The organism is Sphingobacterium sp. MYb388 (assembly GCF_037479535.1).
GTDB classification, from domain to species: Bacteria; Bacteroidota; Bacteroidia; order Sphingobacteriales; family Sphingobacteriaceae; genus Sphingobacterium; species Sphingobacterium anhuiense.
This window is the reverse complement of the sequence record NZ_JBBGYV010000001.1, coordinates 840,648-865,348: the sequence shown is the minus strand read 5'-3', so window position 1 is coordinate 865,348 and position 24,701 is coordinate 840,648. Positions and strand designations below refer to the sequence as shown.

Annotated in this window: 28 protein-coding genes; 17 read left to right on the top strand and 11 right to left on the bottom strand. The window is 35.5% G+C overall.

The window, feature by feature from the left end; genetic code table 11:
* Nucleotides 1-84: 84 nt before the first annotated feature.
* Complete coding sequence (locus WH188_RS03905) at nucleotides 85-906, bottom strand: helix-turn-helix domain-containing protein (protein ID WP_339423322.1); 822 nt, start codon at nucleotides 904-906, stop codon at nucleotides 85-87.
* Nucleotides 907-1,120: 214 nt separating this feature from the next.
* Entirely contained in the window at nucleotides 1,121-1,297 is a 177-nt protein-coding gene (locus tag WH188_RS03900) for a hypothetical protein (protein ID WP_339423321.1), read from the bottom strand.
* Between the two features lie 693 nt (nucleotides 1,298-1,990).
* Between WH188_RS03900 and WH188_RS03895 the strand changes: the two genes are divergently transcribed.
* From WH188_RS03895 to WH188_RS03870, 6 genes are all read left to right on the top strand, one after another.
* Nucleotides 1,991-2,164, top strand: a complete 174-nt coding sequence (locus WH188_RS03895; protein WP_165905935.1) for a hypothetical protein — start codon at nucleotides 1,991-1,993, stop codon at nucleotides 2,162-2,164.
* A gap of 12 nt (nucleotides 2,165-2,176) precedes the next feature.
* Nucleotides 2,177-2,653, top strand: coding sequence for a hypothetical protein (locus WH188_RS03890; protein WP_339423320.1), 477 nt, complete (start codon nucleotides 2,177-2,179; stop codon nucleotides 2,651-2,653).
* 256 nt (nucleotides 2,654-2,909) lie between these two features.
* Nucleotides 2,910-3,500 (top strand): hypothetical protein, encoded by a 591-nt coding sequence (locus tag WH188_RS03885; protein WP_132844831.1) that lies wholly within the window; start codon nucleotides 2,910-2,912, stop codon nucleotides 3,498-3,500.
* 405 nt (nucleotides 3,501-3,905) lie between these two features.
* Entirely contained in the window at nucleotides 3,906-6,587 is a 2,682-nt protein-coding gene (locus WH188_RS03880; protein ID WP_339423319.1) for a TonB-dependent receptor, read from the top strand.
* Nucleotides 6,588-7,361, top strand: a complete 774-nt coding sequence (locus WH188_RS03875; protein ID WP_132771251.1) for a GLPGLI family protein — start codon at nucleotides 6,588-6,590, stop codon at nucleotides 7,359-7,361. It begins immediately after the preceding gene.
* A 106-nt stretch (nucleotides 7,362-7,467) separates the two neighbouring features.
* Nucleotides 7,468-7,911, top strand: a complete 444-nt coding sequence (locus tag WH188_RS03870; RefSeq protein WP_339423318.1) for a hypothetical protein — start codon at nucleotides 7,468-7,470, stop codon at nucleotides 7,909-7,911.
* Here WH188_RS03870 and WH188_RS03865 read toward each other — a convergent pair.
* Entirely contained in the window at nucleotides 7,840-8,217 is a 378-nt protein-coding gene (locus WH188_RS03865; RefSeq protein ID WP_132771249.1) for a hypothetical protein, read from the bottom strand. The genes WH188_RS03870 and WH188_RS03865 overlap by 72 nt on opposite strands.
* A gap of 530 nt (nucleotides 8,218-8,747) precedes the next feature.
* Here WH188_RS03865 and WH188_RS03860 point away from each other — a divergent pair.
* Nucleotides 8,748-8,945, top strand: coding sequence for a hypothetical protein (locus WH188_RS03860; RefSeq protein ID WP_132771248.1), 198 nt, complete (start codon nucleotides 8,748-8,750; stop codon nucleotides 8,943-8,945).
* A 56-nt stretch (nucleotides 8,946-9,001) separates the two neighbouring features.
* Here the strand turns inward: WH188_RS03860 and WH188_RS03855 are convergent, their stop codons facing one another.
* The 4 genes from WH188_RS03855 to WH188_RS03840 form a co-directional block, all read right to left on the bottom strand.
* Nucleotides 9,002-9,736: a LytR/AlgR family response regulator transcription factor gene (locus WH188_RS03855; RefSeq protein WP_339423317.1), complete on the bottom strand. Its 735-nt coding sequence runs from the start codon at nucleotides 9,734-9,736 to the stop codon at nucleotides 9,002-9,004.
* Nucleotides 9,733-10,773 (bottom strand): hypothetical protein, encoded by a 1,041-nt coding sequence (locus WH188_RS03850; protein ID WP_339423316.1) that lies wholly within the window; start codon nucleotides 10,771-10,773, stop codon nucleotides 9,733-9,735. Before WH188_RS03850 ends, WH188_RS03855 begins: the two co-directional genes overlap by 4 nt.
* 70 nt (nucleotides 10,774-10,843) lie before the next feature.
* The gene (locus tag WH188_RS03845) at nucleotides 10,844-11,719 is read right to left on the bottom strand and encodes a hypothetical protein (protein WP_339423315.1); all 876 of its coding nucleotides are present in this window, start codon (nucleotides 11,717-11,719) and stop codon (nucleotides 10,844-10,846) included.
* 60 nt (nucleotides 11,720-11,779) lie between these two features.
* Nucleotides 11,780-11,917: a hypothetical protein gene (locus WH188_RS03840; RefSeq protein ID WP_021190927.1), complete on the bottom strand. Its 138-nt coding sequence runs from the start codon at nucleotides 11,915-11,917 to the stop codon at nucleotides 11,780-11,782.
* 290 nt (nucleotides 11,918-12,207) lie between these two features.
* Between WH188_RS03840 and WH188_RS03835 the strand changes: the two genes are divergently transcribed.
* The 3 genes from WH188_RS03835 to WH188_RS03825 all read left to right on the top strand — a co-directional run bounded on the left by WH188_RS03835 (nucleotide 12,208) and on the right by WH188_RS03825 (nucleotide 13,730).
* Nucleotides 12,208-12,762 (top strand): hypothetical protein, encoded by a 555-nt coding sequence (locus tag WH188_RS03835; RefSeq protein WP_339423314.1) that lies wholly within the window; start codon nucleotides 12,208-12,210, stop codon nucleotides 12,760-12,762.
* Between the two features lie 385 nt (nucleotides 12,763-13,147).
* The gene (locus WH188_RS03830) at nucleotides 13,148-13,456 is read left to right on the top strand and encodes a hypothetical protein (RefSeq protein ID WP_339423313.1); all 309 of its coding nucleotides are present in this window, start codon (nucleotides 13,148-13,150) and stop codon (nucleotides 13,454-13,456) included.
* 58 nt (nucleotides 13,457-13,514) lie between these two features.
* Nucleotides 13,515-13,730 (top strand): hypothetical protein, encoded by a 216-nt coding sequence (locus WH188_RS03825; RefSeq protein ID WP_339423312.1) that lies wholly within the window; start codon nucleotides 13,515-13,517, stop codon nucleotides 13,728-13,730.
* A gap of 67 nt (nucleotides 13,731-13,797) precedes the next feature.
* Here the strand turns inward: WH188_RS03825 and WH188_RS03820 are convergent, their stop codons facing one another.
* The 4 genes from WH188_RS03820 to WH188_RS03805 form a co-directional block, all read right to left on the bottom strand.
* Nucleotides 13,798-15,045 (bottom strand): TlpA family protein disulfide reductase, encoded by a 1,248-nt coding sequence (locus WH188_RS03820; protein ID WP_339423311.1) that lies wholly within the window; start codon nucleotides 15,043-15,045, stop codon nucleotides 13,798-13,800.
* 4 nt (nucleotides 15,046-15,049) lie between these two features.
* Nucleotides 15,050-16,405 carry a RagB/SusD family nutrient uptake outer membrane protein gene (locus WH188_RS03815; RefSeq protein WP_339423310.1) on the bottom strand — a complete coding sequence of 452 codons (1,356 nt, stop codon included), beginning with the start codon at nucleotides 16,403-16,405 and terminating at the stop codon, nucleotides 15,050-15,052.
* Nucleotides 16,406-16,415: 10 nt separating this feature from the next.
* Nucleotides 16,416-19,763 (bottom strand): SusC/RagA family TonB-linked outer membrane protein, encoded by a 3,348-nt coding sequence (locus tag WH188_RS03810; protein ID WP_339423309.1) that lies wholly within the window; start codon nucleotides 19,761-19,763, stop codon nucleotides 16,416-16,418.
* Nucleotides 19,764-19,871: 108 nt separating this feature from the next.
* Nucleotides 19,872-20,567 carry a hypothetical protein gene (locus WH188_RS03805; protein WP_339423308.1) on the bottom strand — a complete coding sequence of 232 codons (696 nt, stop codon included), beginning with the start codon at nucleotides 20,565-20,567 and terminating at the stop codon, nucleotides 19,872-19,874.
* A gap of 988 nt (nucleotides 20,568-21,555) precedes the next feature.
* Between WH188_RS03805 and WH188_RS03800 the strand changes: the two genes are divergently transcribed.
* From WH188_RS03800 to WH188_RS03775, 7 genes are all read left to right on the top strand, one after another.
* The gene (locus WH188_RS03800; RefSeq protein ID WP_339423307.1) at nucleotides 21,556-21,759 is read left to right on the top strand and encodes a helix-turn-helix transcriptional regulator; all 204 of its coding nucleotides are present in this window, start codon (nucleotides 21,556-21,558) and stop codon (nucleotides 21,757-21,759) included.
* Between the two features lie 155 nt (nucleotides 21,760-21,914).
* Entirely contained in the window at nucleotides 21,915-22,505 is a 591-nt protein-coding gene (locus WH188_RS03795; protein ID WP_339423306.1) for a hypothetical protein, read from the top strand.
* A gap of 22 nt (nucleotides 22,506-22,527) precedes the next feature.
* Complete coding sequence (locus tag WH188_RS03790; protein WP_165905933.1) at nucleotides 22,528-23,061, top strand: GNAT family N-acetyltransferase; 534 nt, start codon at nucleotides 22,528-22,530, stop codon at nucleotides 23,059-23,061.
* Between the two features lie 19 nt (nucleotides 23,062-23,080).
* Nucleotides 23,081-23,299 (top strand): PLDc N-terminal domain-containing protein, encoded by a 219-nt coding sequence (locus tag WH188_RS26265; RefSeq protein WP_132771234.1) that lies wholly within the window; start codon nucleotides 23,081-23,083, stop codon nucleotides 23,297-23,299.
* Nucleotides 23,296-23,517 (top strand): hypothetical protein, encoded by a 222-nt coding sequence (locus tag WH188_RS03785; protein ID WP_339423305.1) that lies wholly within the window; start codon nucleotides 23,296-23,298, stop codon nucleotides 23,515-23,517. The genes WH188_RS26265 and WH188_RS03785 overlap by 4 nt, the downstream gene beginning before the upstream one ends.
* Before the next feature lie 45 nt (nucleotides 23,518-23,562).
* Entirely contained in the window at nucleotides 23,563-24,363 is an 801-nt protein-coding gene (locus tag WH188_RS03780; protein ID WP_339423304.1) for a hypothetical protein, read from the top strand.
* Nucleotides 24,339-24,698 (top strand): TlpA family protein disulfide reductase, encoded by a 360-nt coding sequence (locus WH188_RS03775; protein ID WP_339423303.1) that lies wholly within the window; start codon nucleotides 24,339-24,341, stop codon nucleotides 24,696-24,698. The genes WH188_RS03780 and WH188_RS03775 overlap by 25 nt, the downstream gene beginning before the upstream one ends.
* Nucleotides 24,699-24,701 lie beyond the last annotated feature (3 nt).

Below are 24,701 nucleotides of genomic sequence, written 5' to 3'. Positions count from 1 at the left end.
TTTATTTACAATACAAAATTAAAGCAAAAACCTCACAACAGCATTGTTGTGAGGCTCAATTATCTTTTCTCTAAAGCTCAATTTTTAAGCTTCTGTAGGCGGTACGCCATATTGCTTTTTAAATGCCGTAGAAAAATGTGAGGGATTTTTAAAACCCACTTCCACATAAACTTCCTGTACTTTTTTGCCCTCTTCTTTCAGTTTGACGTAGGCCGCTTCCAGCCGTTTTTTGATCAACCATTTTTGGGGGCTAAGGTTACTGATTTTTTGAAAATCCCTTTTAAATGTTGCCAAACTCCGCCCCGTATAGGCAGCAATCTGTTCCATCGTGAGGTCGTCCATATAATGATCGTTCAGAAACTCCATGATATCGATCTTCCAAGGGTCAGTAAAATCAAATAATATAGGATAAAAAATATCCGAATTATCCAGCAGCGCATAAATACCTTCCAGCAATTTCAGATGGGTAACACCATCGGTCGGTTTTATATTTTCATCAAAATAAGGCGTGAGCGATTGAAACAGACTAGTGATAGCAGGACTCGGTTCAATCTTAACAACATTTTTATCAGAAATCACGACTCTTTTAGGCAAGTACGCCTTATCAAACTTGCTGTAAAACTCGCGCAATATGCTCCGGTTGAATGTCAAAGAAATTCCTTTATATAATTCACTTCCTTTGCTGTTTTTGTACATGGTCAATCGGTGGTTTCGCCTTACAAATGCACATTCACCAGCTTTTATTGTAGTTCTTTTATTTCCGTCCTCTATAATCTGCTCGCCCGAATACAGGTACACCAAAACATGCTCCGGTGCTGCATGAATACATTTTTCACTAAAATCTGTAAAACAGGAAAGGAAAATACCCGAATAGCTTATCGTCTTTAATGTATCATTCTGTTTCATCGTTGAGAGATTATATCACATATTTATTAGATAAAGACAAAGCTACACATTCTATCTCAAGAGAATATTTCTGTACGGCTCAAAGTTGCTACACCAAGAGATTTGCAAGTATAGTATTGCTAGAACAAGAAATTACAAAACTATCTAATTAGCTTTAAATAGAAACAGCTGGAAAGGACTGTTTCTATCAAAAATAGAGTCCAATATTAAAATGTTATTTCCTTATCGGAATCCAGCTATCCCAGCCATCATGCACAAGGGTATTCCTGCGTTCCCATAAAGCTTTAATATTTTTATCCGATATACCTTTTCCAAAAGTCAACATGGAAGTAATGTCTTCAGCAGACATATAGTATCGTTCAAAAGGTCTTTCTCGCGCTACATACCGCATACCCATCTGCGTAAATCAATCGACGGAATCTAGATCGAGCTTTTTAAATAATCGTGCGGGTAAAAGTGTTATCATAATTGGTTTTTTGATAACGTCGACCTGATTTTCACTCAAATACGAGCACAGTCCTTCTCCTGGATACAACGAATAGTTGTCCCCTTTGCAAGTTTTTTCATTTTTTTAAGGTTTAAATTGGTTCCCCTTATACCCTATCCTATTGGACATAACTTGGGCATTAAGGAAACTAGGTTAAAAAAATAAATCGAGAAAATGCAATTAAATAGTCTTCGTCGAATGATTATGTAATGGTCTCCGCTATTGCATAACCATTTGAAGAACAAAACCGATTTTTATGATATTAAAGTATTATGATAAAATATTAACGAAAATTATTTGCTTTAATAAAGAAAAGATTGTACTTTTAAAGTGGCAATTAGAAAAGTAGGCCTCCGATCCTCTTTTTCTTGGAGCATATACAACTGTGCACTAATAAAATAAAAGTCGGTAACATACAACCATTCAGGAATGGTAAGAAGCTGATAATAACCTATCAAGAAATTAAGGAGATCAAGAAAATTTAAGAATAAGAAAGGTGAAGATGTTAATGATCCTCTCTACCTGATTCACAAACCTATGGACGAAAGCTTAATAGGAAAGGCTAAAAGGAAGTTAGAAAATCAATAATAACATTAAATGAAACATCAATTTACACTACCAGCTTTACCTGATTCCAATTTTGAGATAGAAGTTTCATTTTGGACAGGTAAGCAAACATTATACAAAGACGAAGTTCCCGTGGAGCGATCCACTGAAAAAGGCAAGCCTTTTTTAATACAAGATAATAACGGAGATATTGTGAAAAGCTAAAAAGTTATGATTATGAAAGCAACAAAAATATATGCAGTTATGACAAATGATAAAAGCATAGCGTATGTTACTAATTTGGAGGCTGTATTTTCAACGTATGAAAAGGCAGAGAACCACATTAATCAGCTATTCCCAAATACAGTGAACACCACTAGAGAAATATGTGAATTTGATTTGGACCCCTATGAAAATCAGATTCTTAATAAACTTAATTATTACTTTTTAGCTGCGTACTGTAAAGATGATTTCTACCAGATACAGGTCGATAAAACCTCTGACCATATATTTTCTCAGAATATGAACTATTTAGATGTCGACGGTGATCCGACAGAACAAGAGCCGGATTTCACCTATTATTGCTTTGCAGCATCTGCTGAAGAAGCGCTAACGAAATTTAAAGCCGAGCTCCTACCCTATATGAAAGCACATAATATCAATTTACCATTTGCTGAGCCACAAATAAATCTAAATGGAAAAGGTTTTTATTAGTGGCAATCAATATGCAATCACATCAGTAATTGATAATGAATATGCTGAGCTAGAAAATATTTACGGCGTTTCAGGGGGAAAGTTTGATGACTAACGCATTGAAATTGATATTAAATCATATCGAAGCGAAAACAGATCAGAATAGTTTAAAAGCACATAAACTTGGATATAAAACATTTTTCCCACAATTTGCAGAAAATTGAATGCTCGCTTTAAGGCATTCTTAAAAGGTATAAAATAAAATGGATAAATAGATATGAATGATTTAATTAAATCCTTTGAGCAAAAGCTTATGATATTTGATCAAGAAAGTATTGAAAGAGACCTTATTATAAAAGCTAAAAAAGAAAAAGAAAAAATAGAAAATGATAACTATTGGAGTAATTTCAAAAAATTTCAAGAAGAGTTCGAAAAATTAGTCTGTACTGACTTCAAGAAACTCTATAGTGCTTTGAAAGGCCCTCTCATGCAAAGAAATATCGTAATTAGAAACGAATCGCATAGAAATATTGGTCGCAAATATTTTGATTTAAAGTTTTATACTTACGCATTGATCTCACTTAGTGACCGATCACTATGTGTGAGTGATCGGTGGAATAAACAAGCCTTTATTTTATTAAAAGGTGATCATGTAAAAAATACGATTTCACTTTATGATTGTAATCAGGACTTAGAATATATATCTATTTTTTTTGAGAACAATGTACTCGATAACCCATTAGAGCAGTTTCTGATCGAGGATTATAAGTTTACTTTATTGAAACCTCATATTGAAAAGTGGTTAGATCGCAATTTGGACAGAATTCTTAAGACTGAAAATTACAAATCGAATAACAACATTATTTGACCCTAAAAGTGTTACTTACACAACATGAAATTTCGTTGGTGACTGGAAAGTTTATCTTCAGGGGGAACGTTTATTAACAGTAGAGCTGACAGAATTTAGACATTAATCTCTGCTAGAGGATTACAATCCTAAGAAAACGAGAAAGATTTTGGGATAAAATAAAATATAAGACTGATATGGATGACCTTATTAAATCACTAGAAAAAAGTCTTTTAGACTTTGATAAAGAAAGCATTGAAAAAGACTTAACAAGAGGTTTATTAAAATATCAGAAGATATTAAAGATGATATTATTAACATCTTTAATCAGGATAAGAACCTTATTTTCGATTATAAGAATAATCTCTCTTTATTGTCAGGTCTCTCCGGCATATTCCTTTCAATATCCAATAATAATTCAAACTTATGGCGAAAGCTAATACTTTTATAAAATCAATTGCTCTTTTTGTCTTCATTTCTATAATGGGAAAGACAAATGCACAAATGATAACAGGAAAGGTAAGTACAGAAGAAGGTATTTCATTAAATGGAGCTATTGTCAATATTATCCATCAAAAAGATTCTATCTTTCATTCCTTTGGACGGACAGACGAGAAAGGTAAATTTTCCTTACCCGCCCCATTAGAAAAGGGAACGTATTTACTTGTATTCGTATATCCTAAACATACGGATGTGGCTGTTCCATTACGTGTAGATGAACTATTCCAGGGAAAGGAACTAGATGCTATCAAACTTCCGTTGAACTCTATTTTTCTAGAGGAAGTCACAATTACTGCAAAAGGCCTTATGAATATCAAAGGTGACACCTTGGAATACAATATTAGCAGCCTTAAACTTGCACCAAATTCCCGAGTGGAAGATGTTATAAATCAGTTGCCCGGAATGCAAATTACCAAAGGAGGACAGATTTTCTCACATGGGAAGGTTATTGAAAGAGTTTTGGTAGATGGAGAGCCTTTCTTCGGAAATGATCCCACATTAGTTACGAAAAACCTTCGTTCCGATATGGTCGATAAAATTCAGGTTTACGACGATGCTAGTAAAAACGAAAAAATTACCGGAATCAAGGACAATAACAAAATGAAAACGATCGATATAAAACTTAAAGAAGACAAGAAAAGAGGCGTATTCGGAATGGCTCAATTGGGTTATCTGAATAGATATTATAACAATATGTTTATGTTGAACAGGTTTAACGGTAAGGAAAAGATATTCGGATATGGCGTCATGAGCAACACGGGAAAATTAGGCATCGGTTATAAAAGCATGACAAGTGGTGGAGGTAGCTTGGGTAGTGATTTTGACGGGAATACAGGGAAATTCACAGGAGAAGGAAGACCGAAAGTTTATAGCAGTGGAATGAGTTATTCTAACGATTGGGAAAAGTATAAACTAAACACTAATGTAAGTGTCAAAGGTATGACCGTAAAGGGGGATAAGGAAGTATATCAGGTCATTGATGTCAAAGACCAACCAAGGGAAAACACAAGTACAATGGACTTCAAAAGAACGTCACATGAGCAAAATTTTGTCCTCAATTTTGAGAATAAAGGAAGTTCAAAGCTTTATGTTTCTCTCAATGCTGGACATGAACGGGCTTTAGAAATTGATCAAAAAAAGTCTCTAATGAAGTATATTGGCGAGGCGGGTGTGATCAAAAATATAGAACAAGGCAATGATTCAAAAGAAGATATTTTTCAAACCAACCTAAATGTTAATTGGTCCACAAAGCTCAAAAAAGAGGGTAGAAAAATAGCTATAGGTTTTCAGCCTAGTCTTACAACGGCCTCCAAAGATACCTATATTAAAATAACTAATAATACCCAAAAACAGTCTACGGTTTCGGAACTTAAGACAGAAGGTGATAAGCATGAAAATAATTTAGATTTTAGTCTTAGCTATAGTGAGCCGGTTTTCGAGGGTGCTCTTATTAGCAGCGTCGAGAGCAAGAGCCATATTAGCGGTAGTAGGTCAAATATAGAGAGTCAGGAAGCGCTCTATTCTCATATATTAGAAGGCGACTTTAAATACAACTATATGGTCAAAAGGTTCAAATCTGTATATCGGAGGACCATAAAAGGTTTCACAACAGAATTTGGAACTGCTCTATCATTGGAGAGATCCAATCTGAAAGATATAGCTAAAGGTAATATAACCCGTAAGAACTTCCTTTTTTTACAACCTACAGCAGATCTGGAATATAAATTCAGTCAAAACCATACTATAGAAGGTCACTATAGTAAAACCAATATTTCCCCGACTTCTTATCTTGTCCAGCCTTTCGGAGACGCCAGTGATCTGCTAAATATATACACGGGTAATACAGAATTGGAGCCTAGGTCTATTAATAGTTTTTCTTTAAATTACCATAACTTCAAGCTCCAAAAGTTAAGAGCAATCAACGCTTCGTTTGAATATAAACTGAAATATAATGATATCGGTTATTCCATTCTAACTAGTGAGGACCGTAATACCATTAAACCTATAAACATCGAGAAGTCAACTTATGACTATACGTTTAACTCATCATACGGGAAGGAAGTGAGCAATAAAAAAGACTATCTATGGTTACAGCTTGAAGGAAAGAAAAGTATGAGTTATAGTTATGTGGATAAAACAGAAAACAGATTAAGTAATCTATCCGTCAAATTTACCCCAACTTTAACGTTTAAAGAACGTGCAGGAATTCAATTTAACTTAGGAACAGGACCTATTTTTGAAAATCTGAACTATTCGCAAAATGAAGACCTTAACTTTGAAGGAATTGGTTTTCAAGGAAATGGAGACCTCAATATAAGTTTTCCACTGAACTTCCGATTGGAGCAACGCTTCAATTATGTTTATAAACCGCAGAACAAATTACTTGGTACAACTTTGAACCAATTACTATGGGACATATCGCTGATTAAAAACTTCGGGAAGGAAAATATTTTCACAGCAGAACTCTCTGTGAATGATCTTCTTAATCAGAATTTGGGACTGCAGAGAGTATATGGCAACACGGGATTTATCGAAAGTAAATATTCGACAATTAACAGGTATTTCTTATTATCCTTTAAATGGGACTTAAACAGAATGGGGGAATAAATGATACGATACTTTATTTTTTTTGTTTTACTGATAATGATATCAATCGATTCGAAGGCGCAATATAACCACATGGCAGATCAAGGGAAAATCGAATATGAATTCAAAATCAACAGATTTGAACGGGCCAAAAAGCTTTTGGGAGCTCAGGCAAGTTCGACTAGATATCGTGATTATATATTGTCTCTTCAAGACAATCGTTTTCTTATAAGGACCTATCAGATGGAATTTGATCAAAATCACACTTTCTACGGACTAGTAAACAAAGAAGAATCACAGGACTTTATTGACCTATTAATTGGCATTCCTACTTCAGCAGTACTACGTGATAATGAAACTGATTCGACCTTCATGAAAAAACAATTCGGTGAAGAGAATTTCTTTTTAGCTGAAAAATCTAAAAACATCAAATGGAAATATACAAACGAAAGAATGGACATAATGGGCTATGAATGCCGTCGCGCTAATGGCCTTTTTATGGATTCGATATACGTTGTGGCTTTTTACTGCCCTGATATTAACGTTCGCTCAGGACCTTCTTTATTTTGGGGTCTGCCTGGAATGATTCTAGGCATTTCCCTCCCACAAGACCATATCAATATCTTTGCTACGAAAATAGATCTGAATGAAAACCCATCGATAAGAGGTGAAACAGTAATAAACAGAACTGAGCAAAAGTCATTTTCAGAATTTAGCGAATATCTTAAAAATATTTTGGGAAATCGTTTTGATAAAGATAAATGGGATATGAATATGCGCGGTATAAGATTTTAAAAATCCAAGCCATTGCTCAGGCGAACCCTATGGGCCATTTTAAATGATATCCTAAGCTGGTTCTATATGATTTATTTTGCTTTTACGCGATAGAAAAATCTAAAAAATGGAAGCAACAAAAGGGATGAATTATAGTCAAATTATCATAAAGAAAATTACAATAGTTGTATGTTTTATTTGTGCAATAGGACATTCATCGTATGGAAAGAAGAAATACCTCCTATTAGATAGTCTGAAACACTCCTATAATGTAGAAAGATACACTTTAAAGATGGATTCATTATATCGTGTTGCGAGTACAGTTGAACTTTTCAATATTATATTGCCAGAACAAGAAGGTTTGGTACTAATTTCTGTTTTACCTCCAAATTTAAATGACAAAGGTTTATGGACAAAAATCAATATTGAAAATATTGCAGTAGACGATTTCATAAAACCTGCCGATTATACTAAATATTTTGAATTTACACTGCATATCCTAAACCCTCATACCCTGCCATTTCACCTGAATAAGAAAAACATTCAGCAGCACCATGTTCTGCGGTACTAGCACGCGTTCCCCGCGGACACTGACCGGATCCATCTGGATGACTTTTAACATCCGGCTCGCCAGCCTGGAGCTAAATTTGTTGTCCGCATTTTCAAACAGCACATCGCGTAGCTTTTTGCCTTCCTGCTGTGCTCTGCCAAATTCACTGCCGTTCTCACGAGTACGTGCAAATGCTGGATCATTGGCAATACGGTCGCCCGATACACCGGTTTTCATACGTGCCTGATAACCCACACTATTTGATTTGTAAAAGGAAAGATCCCCGATCGTTCCTTTTAATTTGATTAAACTTTCTACTCTTGCCATGACATTATTGTTTTGACACTGCTGAGATGATCATCAGTACAAAAGCACCAGAAACAAAAGCGTATAAAAAGGGGAAAATGCGGAATAATGATACTGAATTGGTTCGCTAAATTGACAAAAATGTAGCGGAATGCAAATAAAACTATATTATACAGAAAAACTTATCTTAGTAAATGAATAACCAATAACATCATTTTCTGGAGAGGAATTAAACCTAATCTGTAAAGCTTAAGGAATAAAGTATGCTGTAAACTTGAACGTTACTTAGTGATAAGGCATGGCATAAGCATATATAGAGCGTAGATACAGTTTAAAAACAGTATGTTTCATGCACTTACTACGCACTTACCACGCACTTCGCCTGCATACATACTGTTTATAGCAAAATAAACTTTATGCGTGCTTAATCCACACTTTATACCTGCTTAACAGGTGGTTTGATAGGATATGTTTGTCTGCCGGAATAACAATCACGAACAATCCAGATGATCTGATAATCAAAAGCTCATCCCTCTAAAAACTAGGATAACATGAAAAATAACGATCGTTTATGCATATACCCCAAAGAAGCGGCGGTTATATTAGGACGTACAGAAAAACACACCTACAAAATCTTCCAGTCTATACGCGATTGCTACGGACTGAAAGCAAACCAGTATGTCAGCATCAGTATATTTGCGGACTATACCGGATTACCGGAAGAAGAAATTAGAAAGCTACTGCTCTAATAAATTTTAAATAGAAACAGCTGGAGAGGACTGTTTCTAAACAAAAATTGATCAATCTATTCCGCTTGATTTATAAAAGATAACAACTCCTGGTAATCCAACGCTGAAACAGGGATCTTCATCTTGAGATCTTTAATTACAATTTTCGAATGCGTATAGCCCTCAATAGCCTTACGGTGGATGACATAGCTTCTTCCTATTCTTATAAAATCTTGCAACGACAACTGGTTGTACAGTTCTGTTAACGTAATATTGGATTGCAACTTTTCAATTTGATTATCCGCACCTTTCAAATAAACAGTCAATTCCTTCCCATTAATTTCAGCAATATAAATATGTGCTTTATCAATGATCTTCATCACTTTTGTTTCCATACAGCGCAAAGATATCGTGGTGGATTTTCGGATGCGTGAAGCGGCACGCTTATCTACCTCTGCAACTGCAAGCTTTAAAGTTCTTACCAATTTCTCATGGCCGACCATCTTATCCACATACCCTACGGCCTGCATATCGTATGATTCATACGCATAACTATTATGTCCTGAACAGATGATCACCACCGGTGGCTCGGGTAATGATTGAATCAACGTAAATCCGTCCATTCCCGGCATATCCATATCTAAAAAAAGAATATCGATCTTATTCTCCGTGATAAAAGATCGTGCTTCAAATGGATCCGACTGGATAGGCAAAACATTTAAAAAATCAAACGCTTTTAACCGATCGCGCAATACCTTGACAGCATCTGGCATATCATCTACCAGTAGCACCTGATATAACTCCTGTTTCATCTATTCTGAATATTAATCTGAAAAATAAATACGCCTTTCTGATCCCGATAGCTGATGGATATGGGCCAATCATCGGCCTCTATTTTATGCTGCATCAAAGAAAACCCGGTCCCGAGCGATTGTATGCTATTCCTTTTAACAGCATCATATGGATTTGTAAATGTCATGATTAAATGATTTCCATCTTGCTCCCAATTGACCTGTAAACCACAGTGTCCTTTTCTCCATATCCCATATTTGAGTGCATTCTCTATTGGTAAGAGCAATAAGCCAGCTGGTAAGCGCCCCGCCCATCCCTGCAACGGTTTATTAAATTGAACTGCCTGGTCTCCGTACACCAAACAGATTAATTTTGTAAAGCTTAAGAACATATCACATTCTTCCTCCGCCGAAACCCCATCATTGAGGTTATCGGAGTCCAACATATAACCCATCAAACTAGTAAATTCCATAAAATATGCTTCCATCAATTTGGGATCATTCTTTAGATTTTGTTGGTAGCTCAAAGCCACAAAGTTTTTGACAAAATGAGGAGCAATATGTCTTGATTCCAATTGAAGTACATAGCGCTCAATTTTATTTTGCAACTTTTTTTCCCTGTGTCTGGAAGCTTGAAAATGAAAAAAAGATTTTATTCCACATATCGCTAACGGAACTATATTGACTAAAATCGAGGAAAATAATAACCGGAATAAAAATTGAATGAAAGAAAAAGGATATTTACCGCTATCAAAATAAATCCCGATCTGTGGTAGCAAGATATAAACCAATACATATACCAATAATGGGATGGATAACATGAGCTTCAGCCAAGCCCACAAAAATAACTTCTTTTTATTCCAATGCTCTGCTTGGAAAAGACCATCAAATATGCGGTAAAACCCAAATCCATAACCCGTATACAGCAAGCCAATGATGATAAATTTACTCTCTTGAATATCTTTCAATTTCACCGACCAGTTCAAAGTCGAAAAAAAGAAGGTTATCCCGATAAAAATAAAAGTAAAACTTATCCATTTAGGGAGTATAAATTTCATTAAGTTCTTTGGTCGTTGATCAATAAGCAATTTATAAAATATTTCCTAAAAATCAATTTAGAAAATAATATTAATGATACAGCATATAATTTACACGATCAAAGTAGGCCCAGCCATCCTGAATAGGCAATTTCACGAAATGAACGAGGATCTTTTCATCTTCGCTTAAATTAACATTTTTAGGATTCCACATGCCATTCCTGTGCAGATACCCCCAACATTCCCAACGGTAAGGTTGCTGTTGCATCACTGCGGCGAAACCAGCAAACAGGCTCTGCATGGTTTGCATGACGTAACTTTCTCTTGATATTGGAGTATTAGGAAGAGAAATATGCATAAGATCCAGTATCAATACATCTTCTATCATATGAGAATGCAAGGCATAAATCGGGCATTTGAGCAGATAGCTGATCACAGCAATGCCTGGCTTCACGGCTAGTTTCCCAGCAAGAAAATCAACTTCAACACGTTTGTCAACCGCAGAAGCAGCGCTGGTACCATCGGCAAATATCAACACGTGACGATGCTGTTTCAGACTCGCTTTGATTTTAAAGATCAGCATCGGATCGTCACTAAAAAAATAACAGCATTTCGCTCCATTTACGGTGCATTTTCTTTGCAAAGCTGTCAGAACAGCTGTGTTTTTCTCCCATACAGCCCGATCCATCACAAGATCAAATGCAATACCCTCATCTGCCAATTTCTGTGGCCAGAACAAGTGATCGCCCAAATGGAAAAGTACCAAAATGCCAGCCGGCAATCCATACCAATCGATCTTATTCGATAAATGCATATTTGGTAACGCAAGAAGTTTGTTTTTGGGACTGTGATAGTGCTCCCATTCCTGAAAAATAACAATATGCTGTTCCCAAGATATATCTGGTATAAAATGATGCAGATGCGAAGAGAATAATGCAAAACCCCAAGTATTCAGTGTATTGTTCATAACGGTTTTATTTAAGCACTTTGCCTCAGAACTGAGGCAAAGCGCAAGTGTTATCGGTTCTTAAAATAAGATTGGACATTTTAACTCCATCTCATCATCTTTATCTTTGCTTAGCATAGCTGATAATTCTGTCCATTCCATGCATGTCAACCCATTCATCTGACGCACATCTCTGATTTCTATATTTTTCAATTTCATAATATTAGTCGTTTAAATTTTTAAAATAGTCTTCCCCTGGCCATAGCGGAAAGACAATGTTTATTGTGAATTCACATGTCAAAAATGGGCATGAAATTGAGACTAAACCAAATAAAACCCTACATAGGCAATAAAGGAGATTGAACGCCAAAAGCTTATCCCTGAAGCCGCTCATACCAAAAAAAGCGAGATTGATACCAAAAAAATGCCTGTGTGCGATTATTTTCAATACCCGGACACAATCTTTATATATTTAAAAGTTTAAGCCCTTTAAAACCAATAAAGCCATTATGAATAGATCTGATTATGAGCAGCAGTTTTTTGAATATATGAGTCAAAATTACCCGATCCCACCGCAGTTGTGGCAGGAACTTAAAACCGTGTTGGAAATTAAAAAAATCAAGAAAAATAGATACATCACTGCGGAGCAATTTGATCTGCATTTTATCTTGGACGGTATGATCATCAAGCGTATTGAAAATGAATCTGAAGCACGCGAGGATGTCGTGGATTTTATCAGCACCAACCAATTGATCTATCACATTGAAAAGATGGATCATAGCCAATTTGAAGCAGATGTCGACTCGACGGTGATTTTGATCAGGAACAGTAACCTGTCTAAAGTCTTAGAAAAACACCCTATATTTCTCAAACATCTCGAACATTTATTTGGCGAGGTATTGATAAGACGCAGTTACCGAGGCAAACTCATTCACCTCACAGCCAGGGAACGGATCTTGAAATTTAAAGAGGATTATCCCGAAGCCTACAAATACTGTAGTGTCAATGATAAAAGTTCCTTTTTAGGAATGACCGCTGCATACTATAGCAATATTAACATTTAAACGATACTCAGCTATTAGCGCTATTCAGATTGATCAACCACGCATTTCATCAATCTGAATTGCAAAATAGACTCACGTTAAGGATTATCAATTCATGACTTGCGAGAAATTCAAAGATTTATTTCATCAAATTTAATGATGCAAATCTCATAATTTCATGTTGCATATCTCGAATTTTAAAGATTCAAACCGCCCTTTCTGCCCCTAACTTTACTTTAGTTGATCGGTACAATAATTACGGATGTCTCCTCTCCCATTGGTGGTTAGCAGATTGATCAAAATAAAAGATGCAACGGGTGAACGCTAACGAGAGCGAAACCAGTATGATACAAGCAGAACCTAAGTTCTCCCAAAGCATCTTAAATTATAAACTAGATTTTTAAACATGAAGCGACAGCAGAAAATTAGTACAGGACAATCTGGAAGGCAGCCAAAAGGAAGGCGCTTTGCTAGCTCCAGGATGAGCTACGGGTCTACAGCAATAAGCTGCAGGACTGCTGGACAGATTGCGGTAAATCGCAGGTCTTTACTGGGAAGCTGTTGCTGCGCAGGTCCGGTGCGTGATGCACATGGACGTAGATTTACGACATTCCCCAGAAAATGGTACGGGGAAAAAGTTTTTGGCCGAATAAGGAGTCCTAAAGCCAAAAAAAGCAGTTCCCATTTGGCAACTGCAGGGGGCCGAAGCGCTTAAAAAGCGTCTTCGAGATCAATTAACTAAATTATGATAGTATCTAAAGAAATAAGTAATTATGGCTTGGTTTATATTAACTGGCTCTAATCCTACTGACTCCCAAGACTACGATGCAGCAACTCCATCAGGTTGTACAGGAACAAATAAAATCTGTGCAGTGCAAGCCAATCCGGATTTAAATAATAAACCGGAATTAACAGATGCACTTAAAGATGAAATGATTTTAGCCTTACACAACAGATCAGCGTCTGCTAACGTACAATTGAAGAGTTAATAAGGATTAGACCCGTAAAATAGGTTTTATTAGAAAGGGGTTAGTGATGAACTAACCCCTTATTGCGTCAATTTCGTTGATCAAATACAAGCACATCAATTAATCTATATTTTTCTTTCAATTGCAATCCATAACCTAACAATTGCAAATTAATTTGCTCTAAATTTGAGTAATCAGTTAGCCGTATTTTTTGTTTAGAATTAACCTCATCTACCACTGGTGGGTATTTATTTTGGTAGTCAATCATAAATGCCAATACGGAAGTTCCTGCAAGTTCGCCATCGTCAGTTTTAACTTCACCAGACTTTAAATTTGCCTTTTCCAAAACCAAGCAAGGCATATCTCTTTTAGACCAATAAACATGCAATCCTAAAAAACCATTTAAATCATTTAGAATAAATTGCGCTTGTAACGAATCAGGTCTTACAACATGATCATAACGTTCATAACAAATTCCATTTCGCAACAGCCACTCGTTAAAAGCAATTTCTCCATTTGGATACTTATACAATGATGAATCTCTTACCTTCCAAACTATACGTTCATCTTTTAATAAAAATTGAGGTTTTTTGATTTTACTCAAAGCTCCAGTATAAGCACCTAAAATATCAATATTGTAAAAAGAACTTTTTTGCATACCTGATATAGAATCGTATTTGATTATAATTCCATTCGGATCTACAGCATCCCTATAACCTGAAATAGAAACAGATCCCAATTGTTTGCCCCTCTCATTTACCGTATTATTTTTAAGACCATCATTAAAATCAGACTTAACAGGCAACTGAATAGAACCATTTGCATATAGATATTCAATATTTTCTGCTTTCACAAAATCCGAAAAAGTAATTGCCTGTACTTTATTTTTGTAAATCCATGCGGTATGTGGTACTCCTTTGTGAGGAAAATATTTCCGTAATAAGGTATCTGCATATACTGTAATGAGGTTTATCTTATTTTCTTTCAGAAAAGCGTTTGCCTTGAAGAATTTTTCAATAGTGGCTTTATCTTGCCAAGTGACCAAAATGACTTGTATTTTATCTGCATATTCATTTTGTAGTTTTTGCAACTTAGGCATTGCTGCGATACAGTTTGTACAATAAGTATCGAAAAAATCAAGGATGATGATCTTGTTAGATAACTGATCGAGCGAAACTTGATTTTTAGCGCTATTTAATACCGATAACTTTGGAATATCGGGAAATGCCTGTCCAATCCGCAATTCCAAACTACGGTCAATTGTTTGCGTATTTTGAGCCCAAATAAATGGACTTAAAAATAAGAATATTACTAGTGTTGTAATTTTATTAAACATGATGTTAGCGTTTATTTTGTGGTATTCCTGATTCTGATATTACTAAATCTGGAATTAAGTGTGCATATTTTAAACTATTCGGTTCAAGTGTATAGTTTTGTCCATCTATACTACGTTTTAAGGTTTTTAGGAATCGCTCATCTTGATTTAATCTCCGAAGATCAGACCACCTTCTACCTCTGAAAACCAATTCCTTTCTACGCTCCTGTAAAACAATTCTTAAGAGCAGATCAGGATCGTTCTCTGTTACTGCAACAAAAAACACTGGATCAATCCGATTTTTCAAAAGTGTATTAAGATCTCGCAGTCCTTGACCTATATTATTTGTTCGCACAGCCGATTCGGCCCGGATCAGATAAACTTCGCTAGTTGTAAGACCTACAAAAGGAGTTGTTGCCGAATTATCATAAGATCCTTTGAATGCATAGGTGCCGACATCAAATGAATTGGGTTTAAAATACACCGTCTTCCTGTAATCATGCACATCATAACTCTGGTAGAGATCTGGAGCAATACGAGCAAATGATTGTCCCAAGGGGCTGCTAAATATACTTATCGCTGGAAATAAGACCTCAATGTTAAACCTTGGAATAGGTAGAGATGCAGATGCTTTGAGATCTTTATAATTCAGCAGATCAGACTTTAAATTCAAACAAGAATCTGCATAAGCATAGGCATTATCATAATCTTGCATATCTAGATATACTCTAGCCAGCCCTGCATAAGCAGCCGCTTTGGCAGGTCTTCCTTTTAAAGTTTCGACCACAGGTAGATAGCGAATCGCATGTTTATAATCTACCACAATTTGCGTATAGGTAGCAGCTAAATTGCTGCGCGATGACTTATAATCAAGATCTGGACTCAGACGCAATGGAATTCCCAATTCTGATTCTGCAGTTCCGGCTTGATAAGGCATTGTAAAAACAGAAGCAATTTGATGGAAAGCAAATGCCCTAAAAAAATGTGCCGCGCCGAGCGTTTTCTCGTACTTTACTTTATCATTATTTTGATCCAAATGACTTAATATGGACAGAATCTGATTACTCAGATAAACAGTTTTATAAGGATTTTGCCAATGGGTATTTAATGTCATAAATTCAAGTGACCAGTTGTATGTATGCTGTTCATCAAAATTTGATAATGATTTCCAATCTGAGGTATTCAGATAGTAATCATCTGCGGCGACCTCTCCCAATGTAGGGTAACCAGTATTCATAGCACTGTAATCGTTGAGTAGCAATTCGCAATGCTCCAACGTTTTTGGAATAGCCATTTTCTGATCAGGCTTGAGATCTAGATAATCGGAACAGGAACTGCTCATGATTATGACAAGTAGAAGGTAAATTATTGAGTATTTCATGATTCCAGATTTATAGGTTAAAATTAAGGCCTAACGATAATGACAAAGGTTCAGGAATGGAATTGCCATATTCGGGGTCTAGCCCGAGTTTATTCGCACGCCATATAACTCCCAAATTTTGGGCATATGCATATATTCGCATATTTTTAAGACCTATTTTTTGTAATTGACTGAAAGTGTAGCTTAATTGTAGATCACGCCATTTAATCTGCCCAGCTGACTCGACCAGTGCGGCCGATTGACGGTAAAATTCACTAGCATAAAAATTATTAGGGTATGTAAATGCCGGCACATTGGATTTCAACTCATCTCCAGATTGCTTCCACCGCAGCGCATAGTCTGCGTGTCCTACTCCAGATTCAATAAAAGCATCATTGCTAAAGGAAGATCTCATAAATTTATGACCAAGCTGATAAGAGATATTAAAAGATAGATCTAGATTTTTATAAACGAAACCATTTCGGAAAGAACCGAAATACTTTGGACGTAAAGTACCATGATTCTGAAGATCGTCAATTGTGCTCCGATTAACTATTGTACCATAGTCATCCGATATCTCACCCGCCACGTAGCCTCTTGGCTTACCTGTTTCAGGATCCAAGCCAGCCCATTTATAGGTCAGTAAACTATATAGATCCATCCCCTCTATCGGTGTGAGCAACATACCATATGCACCGGTTATGTAATCCTTCCCTCTGGTGTTGCTGACATATGATTTGGCCACTTTAGTTCTGTTATAAGCGAAGACAAGATTAGAGCTCCATGTAAATAGCTTTGTTTTAATATTAACACTATTCAAAGAGAGATCTACACCTCGTCCATCTAAATTGGAACTGTTAATGTTCAGTGAACTATATCCTGTTGTTGGATCAATGCGTGAGCTTGCTATTAAATCCTTAGGGCGTTTGACATAGTACTCTACACTGCCCGATATCCTATTAATGAAAGAAAAGTCCAATCCCAAATTAAAAATTCCTACACGTTCCCATCGTAAACTGGGATTTGGTGGCGACTGCATACTCGCATACGACTGACCTGTATTAAAATGTGGGGATGATTGAATATTGATAATCGGATAAGCTGAAGTACTATTGTTCACATTACCATTATATCCATAAGTCGCTCGTAATTTTAAAAGTTGAACAGCATTATTATTTATGAAAGCTTCGTTAGACAATAGCCATGCCCCTCCAAATGACCAAAAAGGCTGGCCACGATCATTAGTTTTTACACCGAATAAATTAGAAGCGTCCTTACGGATACTCCCACTTATGGTATACCGTTTATTATAGGTATAAGATCCATTTGCGAAGTACGAAGTAAACCGATTGGTATATTTTTCAATTTCCGAAAAATCATATATTGCGGTCATTCCAGCAATCCCATTTAATGCGGGCATCATCACATCGTAAATTACATTTTTATAAGTTAGATTTTCTGGATCATATCCCCACAGTATGTTAGTCATCGCTTCACTCTGAATTTCTCTGATTTCAAACCCAGCGATTGCATTGACACTATGTAATTGACCAAAATCTTTATTAAAATTTAGCTGAAGCCTTCCTTGATTCGTAGCATTATAGCGATCCGTTTTATAAAGATTATCACCCACTGGTAGATTCCATATCACCTTATTATTGTCCCATGATGCCCGATAGTTGATATCCCCTCGGTGTCGGCTTGATCCCATTCCCATCCACGTCTCTTGAGGTTGGCTTGCATGCTGAAAAGCGTATAAAAGAGAAGCACTTAATTCGGGTAATATCTGATAAGCACCTTTAATATTTAAGAATGTTTCCTTAATATTGGTCATTACATGAGTATCATTCAATTCTGCTAATGGTCGATATTTCCAGTCCAAAAGCCTCCCTCCGGCTACAGTATCACGAAATATTGGATTAAATCCGATCGCATCCACTACTAAGGGATTACCCTGATCATCTGCCATTCGCATATATGGAAAGTTTCCCACTCCTCTGCCCATCGCATTATATCCGATCATATTAGCCGCAGCATTTTTACGCTGCGAATTAGTGTAAGTAACTCCTAAATCTAAAGTCAAATTTTTAACAGGACGCAGCTGTGTGTTATTCTTTGCTGTGAAGCGCTTATAAGAAGAAGTAACCAGATTATCCAAATTTTTATCATACCCTATAGAAAAAGAAGTATTGATCTTTTCAGATCCACCACTTAATTGTACATTATATTGTTGGTTTACTGATTTTCTATAGATGTACTTGTTAAAATCATCACGCATATCGATTCCTCTCAATAAATCCAATTGCATATTCAAGTCACCTTCATTCAAATCACCCTCTTTATGTCTTTTGAGCAATTGAATTACTGGTGTTAAATTGATTGAAAAATCATACATACGGCTATCCCAATAGCCTTTGTCGAAAAGATCCTTTTCCAGATTTATATAATCTGACGTATTCATCTGCGGATAGTAATAAAGATCAGGTTTGTTTCCAACAGTCACATTACTATTCACTGATAACTGAAAAGGTTGATTATATTCTCCGCGTTTTGTAGTTATTACGATTACACCATTGCCAGATTGAGCTCCCCATATTGAGGATGCTGCGGCATCTTTCAGTACAGTAACATTTTCAATGTCATTAGGATTAATATTCATGAAATAACCGTTCAACATATCAAAATTATTTTGATATGGAATACCATCAATTACTACTAAAGGCCAGACATTTGATCGCATTGTGCTCAATCCTCTTATGTTTATCCCTAAAAGTTTACCTTTATTTTCAGGAAATACCTTTAGAGAAGATATACTCGGCACCACATCCTCTAGCCTACTCACAAAATCGGTAGACACCTTCCTATTGAAAAGCTTATTATCGACAAACTCAAAACTTCCAGTTGCTCGTTCTTTTGGAATCTTCTGGTATCCAGTCGACACCACCTCCACTTCGTCAAGCTTATTATCCTCAGGTATCAATTTTACGATTATTGATACTCCTGAGGTATAATTGATTTCTTGGCTTTTGTAGCCGACATAGGTAAACTTCACCAATCCTTTCAGACTCTCGACCGAAAGACTGAAAGTACCATCTTTCTTGGTGGAGGTTCTAGCCTTTTCGGCTTCGACTCGGACCGATACACCATCTAATGGTTTGTTATCTACAGCAGATACGACAGTACCGCGCAATACATGATTCATAGGCCCATCAGCCCCGCTGTCCTTGCGGGGCGTCTGAGCACTACTCAACATATGAAAGGTCATGAATAAGCACACTAAGAGCACCTTACTGATCAGCAGTATGTCTGCTCCTCGTGGCTTGCATTGCTTCCGGAGATATCCCCAGAGCTTGTTTATATATATTATATATGTGTTCATTGTTGTTAATTTTTGGATAAAGCTTCCCCTTTCACCGTTTCTTACCGAGGGTTGACCAGGTCGTCAATGTATCCCTCGGAAGAATCGGCGTCCACAGGTAGTGAAACTTTATTTAATTCTTTCTAATATGAATTCTTGATTCATTTCTACTGCAGCTTTAGCTTTTATGATCAGCATCAACTGTTCTTCCCACAGCAATTCGACAGACTCTCCACGGATGGTCAGTACTTTTCTGCTGTCTTTGACAATGGTGAGTTTTTCAACCCGTACATCAATCCCAAAGTGCTCATTCAGATCATTCAATATCCTTTGGCAGTATTCTTCCCGTTCTGTACGTGCAGGTACAGTCAGTTCATAACAGTAAGTCGATATATGATCACCTTTATACTTGGGTAAAAACTGTTCACTATGCTCCCCGAGTATCAGAATCTGATCGGTCGGAAAGTTTGCAGGCAGTCCCAGCGCAAATAGATAGATCTCATAAATGGTCATATTGATCAGTGATATCCGAAGCACATCGGTACTGTCATTTCGAACTACTGAGCTAAAGGAATCCGACGGCTCTAACAAGCATATCATCAACGAGTAATAGCGCTGTGGAGGTCTTTCCTGCATCAGATATTTCATCGCCGACTGCTTGGAGCTCTGAGTAGATGATGACTCAGGCTTTTTAAAAAATCGATCTGGTAAGAGTGTTATCATAGTTCGTTTTTTGATAACGGGGACACACTTTTCACTCAAATAAGAAAACATTTCTTCCTCTCGGGATAGCGCATAGCTGTCCCCTTTGCAAGTTTTTTGCATTTTTTTAAGGTTTAAATTGGTTCCCTTAAACCCTACCAGATTGGACATAGCATGGGCCTTAAGGAAACCAGGTTAAAAAAATAAAGAATGAAAATGCAATTATATAGTCTTCGTCAATTGGTTATTTGTAGTCTCCGCTATTGCATAATTTGGATTAAAGAACAAAACCGAATTCTATAATATTAATGTATTACGATAAAATATTAACGAATATTATTTGCTTAACTAAGGGAAAGATTGTACTTTTAAAGTATCAAGTTGAAAAGTAGGCCTCCGATCCTCTTTTTGTTGGAGCATAATATTGTGCACAAATAAAATAAAAGTCGGTAACATAAAACCATTCAGGAATGGTAAGAAGCTGATAATAACCGATCAAGAGCTCGAATTTTTTAGTATCAGGTATGGTCATCACACCATGCTTTCTACTATCTGCGCACCTTTTGATTTGGTACTAGTTTCCCCCTCACCTATTTGGAAATATGTTTTTTATTAGCGAGCTATTGTGGAGCTCGAATGACGTTCTTTAAAAGTTTTAAATAAGCGAACCGATGACCTTTATCCTGGATAAGGTGAGTGGTGGTTCTGTTGGTGGTTACTTTTTGTTCAATCATAATTGTTTTGGTTATGTGAACAAGCCGTCTAGAGAAGAGATAAATGAATTACCAGAAGACTGGTCCTCACTCCTTCTGTTTTGGAGGAAAATCCGGCTAAAGAAAAACCTTGGAATATTAATAAATTAATATTCTTACCCACAGAAGTACAAACGCAAGGACCGTCTTGCCGGCATATGATCGATAAAGATACAATATTCCAGCATTACATAGACGATCCACGTGTACTCTCTAGGGATTATTTCTAGCCGGATTTATTCCCAAATAGAGAGACTCGTTCAATTAACAGTTACCTGTTAATTAAGCTTCGCTATTATTATTAACACAAATATACAACAATTGATTTTAAACAGCAAGTTATTTCCAAATATTTTTTTATGATAAAAATTAATCGTCTTAAGGAAGTTTTTATTGAACATGGTATCTCTAACCTAACTATTGTTGAATTGTTCAATGTATCAGAATCCACTGTGTCTAGATGGGTTAATAATAAGCAACAACCAGATCTTTTAAAATTTTACAAAATAGCTGAATACTTAAAAATAGACATTAGAGAGCTATTACATTCTACAAAATGGTAGTAAAATTTAGACGATCAAATAATAACAATTATAAATAAAGAAAATATCAACAAACACATCATATAACGAGCAATAAGTGGCTTGAGTAGCTGGATATACGACATTTACTTTGCGATTAGTAGACTGGGAAATACACAATAAAATATTATACTAATATGGATGACCTTATTAAATCACTAAAAAAAAGTCTTTTAGAACTTGATAAAAATAGCATTAAGAGGGAGCTAACAGCAAAGGAAAAGAAACAAAAGGAATATCTTAAGTATGAAATCTACTGGGCTAAATACAAGAAATTTAAAGCAGATTTTGAGAGACTAATCGTCACTGATGTAGAAAAACTAGCGAGTAGTTTAAAAAAACCTCTTCTGGAAAAAAAAATTGTGATAAGAACCGAATCTCATATAAAAAATAGTACTAGATTTTTTGAACCTGATCTTCCTTTTTATATGATCGTATCGATTAGTAATAAATCCAATAGCCTAATTAATCGTTGGGAAAAATCGCCTTTTCTCTTAATAAAAGGCAATGATGAAAATGGTACAGTTGAGCTTTTTGATGTTAATCAAGACCTAACATATGTGTCTAATTTTATTAAAAAAAATGTATGGGAAAATCCAATAGAGCAGGTTAAAATAAGTGAATATAAGTTTACTTTATTTAGACCACATTTTGAAATGTGGTTAAATAGGAATTTCGACAGAACTCATAACATCAAGGCTTACAAAATGAATAATATGATTGTTTGATGTGAAAGCCGGCCAAAACAAGATGAGTTTAGAGACAAAATTTAAAGATATGAACCACCAGATGGTATTGAATAATGTTTTGCTGAAATATGTGGACATCATGGATATTAAAGATGTCCATAAATTAAGGACTGATCCAGACGTTGGTAAATTTTTAATGAGAAGTCTTGACCAATCTCTTGAAGAAATTCAAATCTTCGTGGAGGATAGAATGAGAATAGACGAGTTTTTCATTATCAGAACAAAAGATACAAATGAATTTGCAGGCACAATTGCGCTGTGGCGTATAGATCTTGATAATCAGTATGCTGAATTGGGTTATGAAATGTTACCTGAGTTTCAAGGAAAGGGATTAATGGATAGTGCGTTGAAATTGATACTAAAGCATGCAGCTTCTTTACATATAAACCGTATCGAAGCGAAAACACATCGGGATAATCTGAAATCACGCAAACTGGTTCAAAGAAATGGTTTTACACTTCTTGAAGACGTTACTGATGACAATTATCTTGATAATGTAGTGTATGAATATATAAATGCTAACAATAAAACCTAATCAATAAAACGAATAAATTATGACATTAGCCTTCTTAAACCTTGGAACATCAGAAATGCTTTTAGCAATTTTCATCGTTCCTTTTATTATTGTTTTATATACTGTTTATCACATTCTAAAAAATAAAAATCTGTCTAGCAATAAGCAGATTCTATGGATAATAGTTGTGTTTCTTTTCAATTTCATTGGGAGCATTTTCTACTGGTGGTTTGGTAAAGATAAATCACAAGATATATGAGAAAACTAACATTACTCCTATTCCTATTAACAATGACGACTATAGTTTTCGGGCAGGACTTTACAGAAAACACAAAGATTGTTACGACATCAGGAATTGGACTGGGATCCGTGATCGCTGTTGTAGCCTCATGGGATCGCAATAAATCAATCCTATGGGCCATTTTACATGGTATTTTAAGCTGGTTCTATGTGATTTATTTTGCTTTTACAAGGTAGGAATGATTGAAAAATAAAAAGACATATATTAAATAAAGCTTCGACATGACAAATAAATCCCTTTTAATATTATCATCTTATCTTTATGTAATTGTATTAATTTTTATTAATTGTGCCTTAAGTTTTTCTCAAACGGTAAAAATATCAGGTAGAAGCGAAATATCTGAAGGAAAATTGATGATTTCCTTTCTTACAAAAAATGGATCGTATTTGGATTCAACATTTATAAGAAGCGGAGTCTTCGAAAAGATAATTCCTAAAAGTATTAATGAAAAATATAACATTAAATATGATAAGGATAATAAATCTTATGAATTCTATTGTTCAGAGCCTATAACAGACCTTTATTTAACAAGCGATATTAGTGGATCACATGTAAAAAATCCTTCCGATGCACAACTAGATAATATTCGATATAATGAATCATTGCTTGAGATCAGAAGAGATATTACTTCTACTATTCAACAGCTTTCTCATCTTCAAGGAACAAAAACGGACACAGATTCTCTTATCTATTTAACGTATAAGATCGACTCGCTTGAAAATTTGAGAATAACCACTGCATTATCATACTATAAAGAGTATCCTTTTTCATTGACAGCTTTAGAAAGCCTTGAGATTCTTTTGAAAAAAAAATACGGTAGAGATAGATACGAAGAGTTTAAACCACTGTTTTCTTCAGATAATGAAATTTTAAAAGACAATGCTATTTATAAAGCGATAAAACAATTTATCGTCGTATTAGATGACTATCATGCTCAAAAAAGCATCAAAAATTATACAGGACCTGATGTCAACAGCGACACTATTAATCTTTTTTTTTGGCTAAAGGTAAAATTATGTTAATTGATTTTTGGGCAAGCTGGTGTATTCCATGCAGAAAAGAACATCCACAACTAATAGCATTACGTGAAAAATATAAAGATAAGTTTCAAATATTGTCCATATCCATTGATGAAGATCTGGCGAAGTGGAAGAAAGCTATTTATGAAGACAAAATAGATATATGGAAACATCTTTCTTACAAGTCAGGTAATCTACAAAATATAAGGCGAGAGCTATTGGTCTTTGCTGTTCCTTTAAGATTATTGATCAATGAAAGAGGAGAAATTCTGGGAAGATGGGAAGGAGCCAATGAGTTATTTTTAGAAGAAATAGAACAGAAAATCCAGAAATTTTAATTC

What these genes read in the sequence shown, in the direction of transcription:
- WH188_RS03905 (WP_339423322.1), bottom strand. Translation starts at nt 906, where the DNA reads ATGAAACAGAATGATACATTAAAGACGATAAGCTATTCGGGTATTTTC.
- WH188_RS03900 (WP_339423321.1), bottom strand. Translation starts at nt 1,297, where the DNA reads ATGCGGTATGTAGCGCGAGAAAGACCTTTTGAACGATACTATATGTCT.
- WH188_RS03895 (WP_165905935.1), top strand. Translation starts at nt 1,991, where the DNA reads ATGAAACATCAATTTACACTACCAGCTTTACCTGATTCCAATTTTGAG.
- WH188_RS03890 (WP_339423320.1), top strand. Translation starts at nt 2,177, where the DNA reads ATGAAAGCAACAAAAATATATGCAGTTATGACAAATGATAAAAGCATA.
- WH188_RS03885 (WP_132844831.1), top strand. Translation starts at nt 2,910, where the DNA reads ATGAATGATTTAATTAAATCCTTTGAGCAAAAGCTTATGATATTTGAT.
- WH188_RS03880 (WP_339423319.1), top strand. Translation starts at nt 3,906, where the DNA reads ATGGCGAAAGCTAATACTTTTATAAAATCAATTGCTCTTTTTGTCTTC.
- WH188_RS03875 (WP_132771251.1), top strand. Translation starts at nt 6,588, where the DNA reads ATGATACGATACTTTATTTTTTTTGTTTTACTGATAATGATATCAATC.
- WH188_RS03870 (WP_339423318.1), top strand. Translation starts at nt 7,468, where the DNA reads ATGGAAGCAACAAAAGGGATGAATTATAGTCAAATTATCATAAAGAAA.
- WH188_RS03865 (WP_132771249.1), bottom strand. Translation starts at nt 8,217, where the DNA reads ATGGCAAGAGTAGAAAGTTTAATCAAATTAAAAGGAACGATCGGGGAT.
- WH188_RS03860 (WP_132771248.1), top strand. Translation starts at nt 8,748, where the DNA reads ATGAAAAATAACGATCGTTTATGCATATACCCCAAAGAAGCGGCGGTT.
- WH188_RS03855 (WP_339423317.1), bottom strand. Translation starts at nt 9,736, where the DNA reads ATGAAACAGGAGTTATATCAGGTGCTACTGGTAGATGATATGCCAGAT.
- WH188_RS03850 (WP_339423316.1), bottom strand. Translation starts at nt 10,773, where the DNA reads ATGAAATTTATACTCCCTAAATGGATAAGTTTTACTTTTATTTTTATC.
- WH188_RS03845 (WP_339423315.1), bottom strand. Translation starts at nt 11,719, where the DNA reads ATGAACAATACACTGAATACTTGGGGTTTTGCATTATTCTCTTCGCAT.
- WH188_RS03840 (WP_021190927.1), bottom strand. Translation starts at nt 11,917, where the DNA reads ATGAAATTGAAAAATATAGAAATCAGAGATGTGCGTCAGATGAATGGG.
- WH188_RS03835 (WP_339423314.1), top strand. Translation starts at nt 12,208, where the DNA reads ATGAATAGATCTGATTATGAGCAGCAGTTTTTTGAATATATGAGTCAA.
- WH188_RS03830 (WP_339423313.1), top strand. Translation starts at nt 13,148, where the DNA reads ATGAAGCGACAGCAGAAAATTAGTACAGGACAATCTGGAAGGCAGCCA.
- WH188_RS03825 (WP_339423312.1), top strand. Translation starts at nt 13,515, where the DNA reads ATGGCTTGGTTTATATTAACTGGCTCTAATCCTACTGACTCCCAAGAC.
- WH188_RS03820 (WP_339423311.1), bottom strand. Translation starts at nt 15,045, where the DNA reads ATGTTTAATAAAATTACAACACTAGTAATATTCTTATTTTTAAGTCCA.
- WH188_RS03815 (WP_339423310.1), bottom strand. Translation starts at nt 16,405, where the DNA reads ATGAAATACTCAATAATTTACCTTCTACTTGTCATAATCATGAGCAGT.
- WH188_RS03810 (WP_339423309.1), bottom strand. Translation starts at nt 19,763, where the DNA reads ATGAACACATATATAATATATATAAACAAGCTCTGGGGATATCTCCGG.
- WH188_RS03805 (WP_339423308.1), bottom strand. Translation starts at nt 20,567, where the DNA reads ATGCAAAAAACTTGCAAAGGGGACAGCTATGCGCTATCCCGAGAGGAA.
- WH188_RS03800 (WP_339423307.1), top strand. Translation starts at nt 21,556, where the DNA reads ATGATAAAAATTAATCGTCTTAAGGAAGTTTTTATTGAACATGGTATC.
- WH188_RS03795 (WP_339423306.1), top strand. Translation starts at nt 21,915, where the DNA reads ATGGATGACCTTATTAAATCACTAAAAAAAAGTCTTTTAGAACTTGAT.
- WH188_RS03790 (WP_165905933.1), top strand. Translation starts at nt 22,528, where the DNA reads ATGAGTTTAGAGACAAAATTTAAAGATATGAACCACCAGATGGTATTG.
- WH188_RS26265 (WP_132771234.1), top strand. Translation starts at nt 23,081, where the DNA reads ATGACATTAGCCTTCTTAAACCTTGGAACATCAGAAATGCTTTTAGCA.
- WH188_RS03785 (WP_339423305.1), top strand. Translation starts at nt 23,296, where the DNA reads ATGAGAAAACTAACATTACTCCTATTCCTATTAACAATGACGACTATA.
- WH188_RS03780 (WP_339423304.1), top strand. Translation starts at nt 23,563, where the DNA reads ATGACAAATAAATCCCTTTTAATATTATCATCTTATCTTTATGTAATT.